Source organism: Desulfobaccales bacterium (assembly GCA_041648175.1).
GTDB lineage: Bacteria > Desulfobacterota > Desulfobaccia > Desulfobaccales > 0-14-0-80-60-11 > 0-14-0-80-60-11.
In genome coordinates, this window is record JBAZPO010000001.1 from 18,015 (window position 1) to 30,634 (window position 12,620).

General features: G+C 59.0%; 12 protein-coding genes. 5 read left to right on the top strand and 7 right to left on the bottom strand.

Features of this window, described 5'->3' with window-relative positions; translation table 11 throughout:
- Positions 1 to 108: 108 nt before the first annotated feature.
- Together WC600_00075 and WC600_00080 are read left to right on the top strand one after the other, a co-directional pair.
- Positions 109 to 984, top strand: coding sequence for a radical SAM protein (locus tag WC600_00075; GenBank protein ID MFA4901117.1), 876 nt, complete (start codon positions 109 to 111; stop codon positions 982 to 984).
- Positions 985 to 1,101: 117 nt separating this feature from the next.
- Positions 1,102 to 1,626 (top strand): HPF/RaiA family ribosome-associated protein, encoded by a 525-nt coding sequence (locus WC600_00080; protein MFA4901118.1) that lies wholly within the window; start codon positions 1,102 to 1,104, stop codon positions 1,624 to 1,626.
- 75 nt (positions 1,627 to 1,701) lie between these two features.
- On the opposite strand, the gene bioC is transcribed toward WC600_00080, so the two are convergent.
- From bioC to bioB, 5 genes are all read right to left on the bottom strand, one after another.
- Positions 1,702 to 2,559, bottom strand: coding sequence for a malonyl-ACP O-methyltransferase BioC (bioC, locus tag WC600_00085; protein ID MFA4901119.1), 858 nt, complete (start codon positions 2,557 to 2,559; stop codon positions 1,702 to 1,704).
- Positions 2,538 to 3,242 (bottom strand): alpha/beta fold hydrolase, encoded by a 705-nt coding sequence (locus tag WC600_00090; protein ID MFA4901120.1) that lies wholly within the window; start codon positions 3,240 to 3,242, stop codon positions 2,538 to 2,540. The genes bioC and WC600_00090 overlap by 22 nt, the downstream gene beginning before the upstream one ends.
- Positions 3,239 to 4,411: an 8-amino-7-oxononanoate synthase gene (gene bioF / locus WC600_00095; GenBank protein MFA4901121.1), complete on the bottom strand. Its 1,173-nt coding sequence runs from the start codon at positions 4,409 to 4,411 to the stop codon at positions 3,239 to 3,241. Before bioF ends, WC600_00090 begins: the two co-directional genes overlap by 4 nt.
- Position 4,412: 1 nt before the next feature.
- Entirely contained in the window at positions 4,413 to 5,156 is a 744-nt protein-coding gene (gene bioD / locus WC600_00100; protein MFA4901122.1) for a dethiobiotin synthase, read from the bottom strand.
- A 101-nt stretch (positions 5,157 to 5,257) separates the two neighbouring features.
- The gene (bioB, locus tag WC600_00105; protein MFA4901123.1) at positions 5,258 to 6,196 is read right to left on the bottom strand and encodes a biotin synthase BioB; all 939 of its coding nucleotides are present in this window, start codon (positions 6,194 to 6,196) and stop codon (positions 5,258 to 5,260) included.
- Between the two features lie 352 nt (positions 6,197 to 6,548).
- On the opposite strand from bioB, the gene WC600_00110 reads away from it, so the two are divergent.
- From WC600_00110 to WC600_00120, 3 genes are read left to right on the top strand one after another with little or no spacing between them, the layout of a single operon-like run.
- Positions 6,549 to 7,550, top strand: coding sequence for an ATP-binding protein (locus WC600_00110; protein ID MFA4901124.1), 1,002 nt, complete (start codon positions 6,549 to 6,551; stop codon positions 7,548 to 7,550).
- Complete coding sequence (locus WC600_00115; GenBank protein ID MFA4901125.1) at positions 7,550 to 8,002, top strand: response regulator; 453 nt, start codon at positions 7,550 to 7,552, stop codon at positions 8,000 to 8,002. Before WC600_00110 ends, WC600_00115 begins: the two co-directional genes overlap by 1 nt.
- Before the next feature lie 5 nt (positions 8,003 to 8,007).
- A complete protein-coding gene (locus tag WC600_00120; GenBank protein ID MFA4901126.1) occupies positions 8,008 to 9,450 on the top strand; it encodes a response regulator in 1,443 nt (480 codons plus the stop codon).
- 91 nt (positions 9,451 to 9,541) lie between these two features.
- Here the strand turns inward: WC600_00120 and WC600_00125 are convergent, their stop codons facing one another.
- Both WC600_00125 and WC600_00130 read right to left on the bottom strand, forming a co-directional pair.
- Positions 9,542 to 11,821 (bottom strand): DNA translocase FtsK, encoded by a 2,280-nt coding sequence (locus WC600_00125; GenBank protein ID MFA4901127.1) that lies wholly within the window; start codon positions 11,819 to 11,821, stop codon positions 9,542 to 9,544.
- Positions 11,822 to 11,980: 159 nt separating this feature from the next.
- On the bottom strand, positions 11,981 to 12,583 hold the full coding sequence (locus tag WC600_00130) for a dCMP deaminase family protein (protein MFA4901128.1): 603 nt from the start codon (positions 12,581 to 12,583) through the stop codon (positions 11,981 to 11,983).
- Between the last annotated feature and the right edge of the window lie 37 nt (positions 12,584 to 12,620).

Genomic DNA, 12,620 nt, shown 5'->3' on the forward strand with positions numbered 1-12,620 from the left:
GAAAAGCCCCCCTGCACCTGACACCCCATGCCGAGAGCAAACCCCGAGGCCGGATGTGGTATAATTAATTTGCAGCAAATTTTTCTTACAGGCAACCGAGCCACTTCCATGCGCTACGAAGGCCCTATTTACCGCCCCCCCAGCGAAGCCGACAGTCTGCTTATCCAGGCCACCGTGGGCTGCCCCCACAACCTCTGCACCTTTTGTATGGTGTATAAGAGCGGGATCAAATTCAAGGTGAGGCCGGTGGCGGCGATCAAAGCAGACCTGGATGAGGCCGCCGCAGATTGTGACTCGCGGGTGCGTACCTTGTTTTTCCCTGCGGGCAACACCATCGCCATGCCCACGGCCAGCCTGGCGGAAATTTGCCGATACAGCTACACCCGCTTCCCTCACCTCCAAAGGATCACGGTTTACGGCTCTTCCCACTATATTCACCACAAAGGGGCCGATCAGCTCAACACCCTGGCTCGGGCCGGCTTAGGGCGGATACACGTGGGGGTGGAAAGCGGTGATGACGCCATCCTGACCCGGATAAGAAAGGGCGCCACCGCGACAGACCACATCGCAGCAGGGCAGTTGGCCCGGGCCGCGGGGATTGAAATCAACGCTTATGTCATCTTAGGGATCGGCGGCCAAAAGCGGACCGAGTCCCACGCCCAACAAACCGCCCGGGTCATCAACGAGATGCAGCCGGATGTGGTGCGCCTCCGGACTTTTGTCCCCAAAGTAAACACTCCCCTGCTCGAAGAGGTGCAGGCCGGTCGCTTTCAGATGCTCAACCCCCATCAAGTGCTGGCCGAAACCTTGGCCCTGATTTCGCAGATCGCCATCCCCATAGTCGTGACCAGTGACCATTACACCAACTATCTGGACGTAGCAGGGCAGCTACCGGACGACCGGGAGATCATGCTGGGGAAACTGCGCCAGGCCTTAAGCCGGGACGAGTCGGCCTTCCGGCCGTTTTTTATCGGCACCCAGTAGTCCCTGACCGTAGCACCCTAAAGCCGCGAATCTCCCCCTGTCGGCTCCCTCCATTGACAAGCAGCCCCATAAACCTTAACAGAAAGTTAACAGTTTGAATTGTCCAGGAGGGTAGCCATGCAGGATATCCACATCGAAGGCCGTCAGGTTGAAATTCTGCCCGAGTGGCGGGCAAAAATTGAAGCAGAATTAGCCCGTCTACAGCAGCATTACCATGACCCCATTCTTCATGCCAGGGTTGAAATTATCGGAACGTCCCATCATCGCCTCGGCGCCTTTGAAGTCCATCTGGTGGTCAACGTGCCAGGCGACACCATCACGCTGATGCGCCAAGGCGACATGGTCATGCCCCTGGTGGTGGAAGCCTTCGACGCCCTGGACCGCCGCCTCCGGGAGCACTCCGAATTGGTTCAGCAAAAAGTTAAAACTCACGAAGAAGTCGCCGAGCGCGGCCGGGTGGTGCGCCTCTTCCCTGAAGACGATTATGGCTTTATCGAAACCGATGACGGCCTGGAGGTCTACTTTCATGCCCATGCCCTGAAGAAAGGCAAGTTCAGCAATCTGGCACCGGGCATGGCGGTAAAATTCGCCCAGGAGTCCGGGGACCAAGGTCCCCAGGCCATCTGGGTCCAGCCATTGTAAGGAATAATTTGAGGCGATGATTAGCATCAGTCGCTGGAGATTCAGGCACTTTTACCGGTCACTGGCCTAGGGCAACTATTTCTGGGCCACTGCCCAGATCATTTCGTAGCTTACCGGGATAGCGCCGTTTTTGCTGTAGACGGCCTGATACGCCGCGATCATTGCATGCAACAGGCGGGGCGAAAAGGGCAACGGCCGGGGGTTGGTGGCTCCCGTGGCCTGGAGGGCTTTAAGGAACTCTCGTACCGACGGAAAGCTCGTGGTGACCATTTCCCGGGACAATTGCACCTGGCGAAATCCGGCCCGAGACAAGAGGTCCGACCAGGTGGCGCGGTCGCCAAAGTCCTGAGCCGGAATCTTAAGGGAGTTCAAAAGCTTAAGGCTTTCCGCGGCCTGGCCCAAGGCCCCCGCGAGTTCCTGAAAAGTCCCGGGTCCCAGGGTGGAGAAAGACAGGATGCCACCGGGAGCGAGGCTTCGATAGTAGTTGGCCAGCGTTTCCGCCGGGCGGGTGAACCATTGGAAGGTGGCATTGGCGATGATCAGGTCGTATTCGCCGCGGAGCGGTACTTCCCCGTCTGCCACCAGCCATTCCACTCCGGCAGCCGCTTTAAGGCGCCGCCGGGCCGTCTCCACCAAGGACGCATCCAGGTCGAGGGCGACCAACCGGGCCTCCTGATTGGCCTGGCGCAGCAGTTGGGTGAGGTAGCCGGTGCCGCAGCCGATCTCCAGAATGCGCCGGGCCCGGCCTATCACCTCACGCGTCACCGCCACCAGTCGTTGGGCCATGAGGCGTTGCATGCAGGCGTGCCGGTCATAGGACCGCGCGCGCCGGGCAAAGTTGCGTCTGATGCCGTGCTTGACTTCCACACTTTCACGTAGGAAGAGAGCCGGCCCCAATTCAGACTGCATCGTCAGTTCACTTCGTTCAAGCATTCCTCAATTATCCTATTAAACGCCGCCGCCTGGGTTAAAAAGGGGAGATGCCCAACGCCGGGCAGATCATATAACCTGGCTTTGGAATGCTGGTCCCGCAGGACGAGCCCCTGGGCCGGAGACACGATACGGTCCTCCTGCCCCTGAATGATGACCGTTCCCGGGGGCAAACCGGGGAGCAGGGGCCGGAGATCGTGGGTCAACAAATAGTCGAGACCTGTCGTCAGGGTCTCGTCAGCAGGCGGGGAGGCAAACGCTGCCAGCGCCTGGGAACTGTAACCAGCCTCCCCCGGAGCCAGGCATTGCTTGGCAAACTCAGCCAACACCTGCCGGGGGTTGTCCTTAACGCCCCGGCGCATGGCCCGCACCACCGCGGGGGGCTGCCCCCAGGGATAATCCGGCCGCCGGGTAAAAACCGGGGCCACCCCCACTAAGACCAGCCCTCCGATAGGGTCGCCACGGCTCCCACTGAGCGCCTCCAAAAGCAGCATGCCTCCCAGAGACCAGCCCACCAGCACGCACTCCTTCAGGGGCAATTCGCTTAAATATTCGGATAACCAGTCTGGTTCCCAGACCGGGATAGTGGGCGTCAGGACCGTCGCCCGGTCTCGGAAGTATGCTACCTGTGGTTGCCAAACGTCGCCGGTTGCCCCCCACCCGTGAAACAAGACCAGCGTGGTCATGACCCCAACCCAAAGTCCCTCGCCGTGGCCACGATGGTCTCCCGGGCTCGGAACAAGTCTTCCCGGGAATGGCCTGCGGACAAAGAAAAGCGCACCCGAGCCCGGCCTGGGGGCACCGTGGGAGGCCGCAGGGCCACGGCCATGAGACCCTGGTCCTTTAGGGCCGCGGCAAAATCCAGGGTGCGGTCGTTTTCTCCCACCAGCACCGGGATAATTTGAGTTTCACTCCCTAGCAGATCCAGGCCCGCCAAGAGCAAACTTTGACGAAAGGCCTCGGATTCCCGCACAAGATATAGCCGGCGCTCCGGCTCCTGTGCCACGATCTTCAGGGCTTGGTCAATGGCCCCTAGCACCATAGGTGCCAGGGCGGTGGAATAGATGAACGACCGGGCCCGGTTGTGGAGGTAGTCCACCAGGCGGCGGTCCCCGGCCACGTAGCCGCCTTGGGAGCCCAGGGCCTTGGAAAACGTGCCCATGTGAATATCCACTTCCCGGGTAAGGCTTAGGGCCTCGGCCAACCCCGCACCCCTCATTCCCAGGACCCCGGTGGCATGGGCTTCATCGATCATCAGCCAGGCCCCGTACCGCGCCTTCAGGGCCACCAGACCGTTGAGCGGCGCGATGTCGCCATCCACAGAGAAGACCGAGTCGGTGATGATCAAGCGCCGCCGGGCTGCGCCGGCCTGTTGTAGCAACTGCTCCAGGCTGTTCAGGTCACGGTGGGGAAACCGCTGCAATGTGGCCCCGGACAGCTTGATGCCGTCATAAATGCTGGCGTGGTTGAGCCGATCGCTAAAAATAACATCCCCCGGCCCCATGAGCGCGGCGATGGTCCCCACATTGGCCATGTAGCCGGTGGGAAAAATCACTGCGGCTTCTGTGCCTTTAAAGGCCGCGAGGCGGGCTTCAACTGCTTCGTGCAAGGCTAAATGGCCCACCACCAGGCGGGAGGCCCCGGCCCCCGCGCCCCACTGCGCCGCGGCCGCCTGGGCCGCGTTGATGAGTCGGGGATCCTGGGCCAGGCCCAGATAATCATTGGACGATAAATTGAGGAGGATCTGCCCGGCCACCCGCACTTTGCCCCCGGGCAGCACGTCATCCACCACCCGTAAGCGCCGCCTTAGCGACCGGGCCTCTAAAGCGTCCAGTTCTTGGGTTAATCCTTCCATACTATTTTTCGAACGCGTAATTCATAATGAGTTGTTCGGCAATAGGCCGCAGTGCATCCAAAAACGCTTGCCGTCCCGTCGCCTGTTCCAGGTCCGGGACCTCCGGTAGTCGGCCCAGAATCGGCACCCCGCTGAGCGCCGCAATCACCCCGGGGTTGGTCTCTTCCGCCAGACCAGGCTTCTCGGGATAACGGTTGAGGATCACCCCCGCAACCTTGATACCGGCCGCCAGCGCCGCCTTGACGGTCAACACGGTGTGGTTGATGGTCCCCAGGCCGGATTTGGCCACCACCGCCAGGGGCAAACCCAGCCACTGGATCAGATCCAGGACCAGAAAGTGGGTGCCGATGAGGGGAACGTAGAGCCCGCCGGCGCCTTCCACCACCAGAAATTCGTAGCGTGACGCCAGATCCCGGATACCCGCTGCAATCCGCTCCAGGCCCACCTCCACCCCGGCCTGGGCCGCAGCCACGCCCGGCGCCAGGGGCAGCCGCAGGCTGATGGGGGTGAGGACTTCCAGGGGCTCGGTCAACCCGGCCACCTCTCGGGCCAAGCGGGCATCCGTGGGGATTAGACGTCCTTCCTGTATGGGGCAGCCGCTCTGGATAGGTTTGAAGTAAACGGCATTTAGACCCCGTTCCTTAAGTATTGCGGTGAGCCCCGCGGCCACCCAGGTCTTACCCACATCGGTATCGGTGCCGGTGATAAACATGCCTTTAACTTTAGGTAAGATTGGCAATTTCATAGTATTTTTGCCAGAAAATCGAGAATGATTAAGGGGGAAAAGGCGAAAAGGGAAGGTAAAAAACCTCTTCTCTCCGGGTCGTTTTTTTCCCCTTTTTCCTTTTACCCCGTTTCTTGTACCAACTCCAACCCCAAATCCATTAGCATCTGCCGGTCCTCATCCGGCATGCGTCCCTTCGTGGTCAGGTAGTCTCCAGTCATCAGGGCGTCGGCCCCGGCTGCGAACAATAGCGGCGCGAGCGACCGGAGGGTCATCTGGCGGCCGCCGCAGATGATCAGCGAGCGCTCCGGGAAGAAGAGACGAAATGCCATCACAATCTTCAGGGCCTCCAAGGGGGCCAGCAAGGGGCGCTGCGCCAGAGGCGTGCCGGGCAAGGGGTGGAGAAAATTGAGGGGAATGGCGTCCACGGACAGATTCTTAAGGATCTGGGCCATCTCCCAGCGCTGGGCCAGGGTCTCTCCCAACCCGAAAATCCCCCCGGAGCACACGGACAAGCCGGCTGCTTTAGCCGCCTCGATGGTGGCTACGCGCTCGGCAAAACTGTGGGTAGTGCAAATCGATGGGAAAAATGACTCGGCGCTTTCCAGGTTGTGGTGAAAACGGTATAGCCCCGCAGCTTTTAATTCCGCCAGAAAACCCCGGTCTACAATACCCAGGGAGGCGCAGACCCTAATGGGAACGGCCGCCTTGATAGCCGCCACCGCGGCCAGAACAGCGCTCCGGTCCCGGGGCGACAGGAGGCCGCGGCCCGCGGTCACCAGGGAGAACCGGGACGCGCCCGACGCAGCCGCTTGCTCTGCCGCATCTACCAATTCTTCCCGGGAGAGCAGCGGATAGTGGGGCACCCGGCTCGCCGCCCTGGCCGACTGGGAGCAAAAGGCGCAGTCCTCGGAGCACATCCCGGACTTGGCATTAATAATGACGCAGAAACTGACCTGCCGCCCGCAACGCCGCTCCCGGACCCGTCCGGCCTCCGCCAGCCCGGCCCACAACTCCGGCCCTTCGAGGCCGAAAATCTCTTCCCATTCAGAATAGTTCATCCAGGAAATAATCGCCCAGCACCGGGCAATTGTCAACCATTTAAATATTACCGGTTGACAATACAATTCTGGAGGCCTCCAGATAAGAAACTTGGAAAAGATATCAAATTATGTTAAAAGATTCGTTATCTAAACAAAAAAATAGCCATTATGGCGTTTGTCTTATTGTGATAGTTTTTAATTACAAATCCAATAGTAACATTTAATAATGAACCTGACCTTCCTTGCCTCTAGCGTACTCCAGGCAATTGCGGTTCTCTTCCAATTCGCTGCAGCGATTTTTGCTCTGAAGTTAATTCGCGTTACCGGCAAATGGACTTCATGGATTCTGATCGCTGGCGCTTTTTGTCTCATGGCCATCCGGCGGTCGCTCTCGCTCTGGGATTTGCTGTCCGGGAACCCTGACGGGTTTATTAGCTCCTTAGATCTTCTGGATTCCATCTTCGCGCTGGCTATTTCCGCCCTCATGCTGGCCGGGGTGTTATCGATTTCTCCCTTGTTTCAAGCCATCAAACAGGCTACCGAAACCCTCCGTCGAGCCAAAGACGACTTGGAGATTCAAGTAACCCAGCGCACGATGGAACTGCGGGATGCCAATGTCCACTTATCCGTGGAATTAGACGAGCGCCGGAAAGCCGAACGGCAGTTGGCTCAGTATGCCGAAGAACTGACACGCTCCAATGCGGAATTGGAGCAGTTTGCCTACGTCGCCTCCCATGACCTCCAGGAACCTCTGCGGATGGTGGCGAGCTTCACGCAACTCCTGGGGAAACGTTACCGGGGCAAACTCGATCAGGACGCCGACGAGTTTATCGGCTTCGCCGTGGACGGCGCCACCCGTATGCAGCGGTTGATCAACGATTTACTGGCTTACTCCCGGGTGGGGACCCGGGCTAAATCTTTTCAATTCACCGATTGCAATATCGTCTTTAGACAAACCCGGGATAACCTGGCAAAAGCCATAGAGGACAGCGGCGCCATCATATTCCAGGACCCCTTACCCACGGTTGAGGGGGACGAGATGCAGCTCATGCAGCTATTCCAAAACCTGGTGGCCAACGCCATTAAGTTTCGAGGCGCCGAGCCGCCACAGATTCAGGTCTCGGCTAAGCAAAAAGGAACTGAATGGGTTTTCGCCGTCAAAGATAACGGTATAGGCATTGCACCGGAGCACCAGGAGCGCATATTTTCGATCTTTCAGCGGTTGCATCAACGCTCGGAGTATCCCGGCACCGGTATCGGCTTGGCCATTTGCAAAAAGATTGTGGAGCGCCACGGGGGCCGCATTTGGGTGCAATCGCAGTCCGGCAACGGCTCCACGTTTTATTTCAGCATTCCGAAGGGGAAACAGTAATGAAGGGAATTCCTAAAGCAGCCTGCAGGCCCATTGAAATCTTGATGGTGGAAGATAATCCCGGCGACGTCCGTCTGACCGTAGAAGCCCTCAAAGAGGCCAAGGTTCGGAACAACTTCCACACCGTGGAGGACGGGGTAGAGGCCATGGCTTACCTCCGGAGGCAAGGGCCTTATGCCGAGGCGCCCCGTCCGGACCTGGTCCTTTTAGACCTGAACCTTCCCAAGAAAAATGGCCGGGAGGTCTTGGCGGAGATCAAAGAAGACCCCGAGTTGAGACGTATCCCCGTGGTCATCCTGACGGTCTCCCAGGCTGAACAGGACATTTTGAAGAGCTATAACCTGCACGCCAACTGCTATATCACCAAGCCGGTAGACCTCGATCAGTTTCTCGAGGTAGTAAAGTCCATCGAAAACTTCTGGTTGACGGTGGTCATGCTGCCTCCGAGGTAAGCGAAATGATCAAAGCCCCTTTTAAAATCCTCCTGGTGGAGGATAATCCGGGTGACGCTCGCCTTTTCAAAGAGATGTTGGCCGACGCCCGGGCTGAGGATCTTACCGTAGAGTGGGTGTCCCTGCTTGCCGATGGGCTGGAGCGGTTGAGGCGGGACACGTTCGACCTGGTCTTGCTGGATTTGGGCTTGCCCGACAGCTCAGGGCTAGACACCTTCATCAAAGCGCACGCCCAGGCGCCCCATATGCCCTTCGTGGTCTTGTCCGGCCTGGCTGATATAACCTTGGCCCTCACTGCGGTGCGACAGGGAGCCCAGGATTATCTCTTTAAAGATGAAATCGACTCCAACCAACTGTTGCGCGCCATACGTTACGCCACCCAGCGCAAGCAGGCCGAGCTGGCCCTGGAAGCTGAACGGAAAAAGCTCTATGCCGTTCTCAATAGCCTGCCCGCGTATGTTTACCTGAAGAAAGCCGACTTCAGCATCCCTTTTGCCAACCGCCGTTTCTCCGATACCTTTGGTGAACCGGCGAATAGGCACTGTTACGAGGTTCTTTGGAGCAGAAGCGAACCATGTGAGCATTGCAAGGCCATCGAGGTTTTTAAGACCAAAACTCCTCAACAAGGGGAATGGACCTCTCCCCTGAATGGCCGCACCTATGAAGTCCACAACTATCCCTTCTGCGTCGATGACGATCTGCTGGTCTTGACCCTTGGACTGGACATCACAGAGCGCAAGCAGGCGGATGAGAAATTGCGGGAGTCGGAGCAAAACTTGCGCTACCTGGCCTCCCAGCTCTTGACCGCCCAGGAACGCGAGCGCGAACGCATCTCCCGGGAATTACACGATGAACTGGGGCAGTCATTACTGGTCATGAAGCTCCAGGCCGGCTACATCGAAAAGCAGCTGCCTCAGGAGCAAGCTGTTCTCAAGCAGGAATGCCTTAAGCTGACCGGCCAATTCGATCAATTGGTGGATGAAGTCCGGCGCCTGGCTCGCGACTTGAGTCCAACCATGGTGAGGGATTTGGGATTAGCCTTGGCTTTAAATCGCCTCATCCGGGATTTTTCCCGCCTTTACGGTGTTCAAGCCGAAGTTGAACAGACAGATGTCATCGATCAACTCTTATCCCGGGAAGCCCAGATTAACATCTACCGGATCTTCCAGGAGTCCCTGACTAATATCGGCAAATACGCCCAGGCCTCGAGCCTCTGGATCGTTATCAAGGTAGAGGCTGGTCAGGTTTCCTTTTTGATCGCGGACAACGGCAAGGGCTTCAAAGTCGAGGAGGTTTGGGGCCGCGATCCCGCCAGCCGTGGCCTCGGATTGATGGCCATGGAGGAGCGGGTGCATATGATGGGAGGCGTTCTTGAAATTAAAAGCCAGGAAGGCCAAGGCACTCAACTGACCTTTAAAATTCCGGTGAGCCCCAGCCAGACGGGTTAGCGCTTACCCTACACTTGTCGTCACAGGTGGGGGGGCCTCCGGGCCAGCCTCTGTTCTTGATAAACCCTGACCCATTTAAATCAAACGTTCCTCACCGCCGCGGCACATAAACCTCTCGGGCCTTGATGCCGTCAGAGGGGCCGATGAGGCCTTCTTTCTCCATGGTTTCGATCATGCGGGCCGCCCGGTTGTAACCCACCCGCAGCCGCCGCTGCAGCATGGAAATAGAGGCGTTCCGGGTCTCAGCTACCAGTTCTACCGCGTCGGCGTATTTTTCGTCCTTATCGCCGTTTTCAGCGATCTCTTCTTCGTGCTCCTTCAAATCCGTAATCCCGGCCTCATAATCCGGCGCTCCTTGGGCCTTCAAGTATTCCGCCACCCGGCTCACTTCCTCGTCGGAGACATAGGGCCCGTGGATGCGCTTCAAGCGGGAGGTGCCCGGTGGCATGAATAGAAGGTCGCCCTTGCCCAAAAGGCGTTCAGCCCCCATGGCGTCCAGGATGACCCGGGAATCAGCCCGGGCCGAGACCTGGTAAGAGACGCGGGTAGGGAAATTGGCCTTGATAAGACCCGTGATGACGTCCACAGAGGGCCGCTGAGTGGCCACGATCAGGTGGATTCCCGAGGCCCGGGCCTTCTGGGCCAGTCGGATCAAGTATTCTTCCGTGTCCCGGGATGATACCAGCATCAGATCCGCCAGTTCATCGATGACGATAACCAGATACGGCAAAGAGCGGGGCAGGATGCCTTCCTCGATGCGGGGGTCCGGCTTCTTGACCCCGGCCTTCTGGTTGTAGCCCTCGATGTTGCGCACGCTCAAATCGCTCAGCAGGGCGTAGCGCCGCTCCATCTCCCCCACGGCCCAATGCAAGGCGGTGGTGGCCTCCTTGGGGTTGAACACCACCGGGTGGAGCAAGTGCGGGATGCGCTCGTACATGGAGAGCTCGATGCGCTTGGGGTCCACCATCAGGAACCTCACCTCCTGAGGGGTTGCCTTGAAGAGGATGCTCAGGATCATGGCGTTGAGCCCTACGCTCTTGCCGCTGCCGGTGGCTCCGGCGATGAGCAGATGGGGCATCTTGGCCAGATCGGTGACAACCGGGGTCCCCATAATGTCTTTGCCCAGGGCCAAAGTCAGCCGGGAGGCGGATTTCTGGTAGGTGCCGTCCGCCAAAATCTCCCGCAGAGCTACCACCTGGCGCTTGGGGTTGGGCACCTCGATGCCCAAGACTCCTTTGCCCGGCACCGGCGCCACGATCCGGATGGACAGGGCCTTCAGGGCCAGGGCCAAATCATCCGCTAGCCCGGTGATCTTGCTGATCTTGACCCCCAGGGCCGGTTCGTACTCAAAGCGGCTCACCACCGGGCCAGTCATGATCGCGGTCACCCGGCCATCCACCCCGAAAGAGCGCAGCGTGTCTTCCAACTTTTGCGCCTGGGCCAGCATGGCGTTTTCTTGCACTTGGTGGTTCCAGGGGGGCGATGGGTCCAAAAGGTCCAGACCCGGCAGGGTGAAGACACCGTTAGCTGCGGCTTTCCGGGGCTTGGCGGGCGTCTCCGGGGTGGAAGCTGGCGACCCCGAGACCGACGGCGTCACCACCGGCACTTCATCGCCTCCGGTCTGAGTCGCGTTTTGGGTAATGATCTGCCGCCCCACTTTGGGCCGGCGGGGGGTGTAAGGCGGCGCCTCCGGAAACTCCTCCTCCTCCGCCCGGGGCCAGACCAAACCCCAGGCCGATCGCAGCATTTGGCCCAGCAGGGCCATGAGCCCTACAAAAGACAAGCGGGTTGCTCCCATAACCCCCATGAGCAAGGCCAACCCCAGGGCCAGGGCAGCCCCAGCCGGATTGAGAGCGGACAACAGAGTCCCGGCAATGAACTTGCCCAGACCGCCGCCGCCATAGATCAACTCGCCCCCCCATCTGACCGCCGGCCACCCAAGGGATAGCAGTCCCGCTGCGGCCAACAGCCCCCCCAGGCCCGAAACGGTTTGGGGCCAGCCCAGATCCTCCAGGCCCTCATTATGGGACTGCCAGGCCAGACCCAGGAGCATTAGCGGCAAAAAGAACGAGGCCAGCCCCAGCCCCCAGATGAGGTAAGCGGCCAGCAGGGCTCCGGCTTTTCCCGCGGCATTATGCACCGCCGCGACTTTCCACATGGCAACCAGCCCCTGGGGGTCCACCGGAGAGCGACTCGCCAGGGCCAAGAGGAAAAACCCCGCCAACCCCAACAACAACAAGGCCGCCATCTCCTGGCCCAGCCGCCGCTGCCAGGAAACCTCGGGCGCGGTCGCAACTTTGGGCGCAGGCGGAGCCTTAGGCTTCCGAGAGTTGGTCTTCTTTTTATTGTTAGGCGTTTCGCTTTTGGCCATAGCGCTGAGATTAAGAATTGATTAGTAAACCTTTTGATTCCAGCATGTTACCCATTAATGCCTGAATTTTCAATAAATTGCAATAAATTTCTTGATTCTGCCCGGATTTATCACTTTAGGGGTGGGTTTCAAATCCGCCCCTACAACGCCATGTTGACCCTACTCCGATTCCACCGCGCCCACGAACTCCGGCGCCTCCGCTGCCGCGGTGGCAGCCAGGCGCCGCCGGGAAGTGATGCCCTCAAGGCTGGGCATGATGAAATGCAAGGCTACGGGCGTTATGGATAATTGCTCAAAGACTTCTAGATCCGCCTCGGCCACCGCCTGTTCCCAAAATTGGTCGCGAGCCTTATCCTTGGACCCATAGGCCAGTTCGAAGTAAACCCGCCTGATTTGGGCCGTGGCCAAGAGCTTAAGACACACGAAACAAGGCTGCAAGGTGACGTAGAGGGTTGCGCCCTTGATGGCCACACCGTAGCGCGCCGCCTGAGCGATGGCGTTGGCCTCGGCGTGGGAGGCCCGGCAATAGTTATACTTGTCCATATCGGCGATATTCAAGGCCCGACGATGGCAATAGGGGCTTCCATCCGCCATAATCTGATCGGAGCAGTGGGGCGCCCCAGGCATGGAGCCGTTATAGCCCGTGGCCAGGATTTGCTTATCCTTCACCAACACCGCGCCCGTGGGCCGGGAGTTGCAGGTGCTGCGCGTGCTCACCAGCTTAGCGATGAGCATAAAATATTCATCCCAGGAAGGTCGCATAATTCCTCAAATTATTGAAGTTTTGGTGGCACAGGCG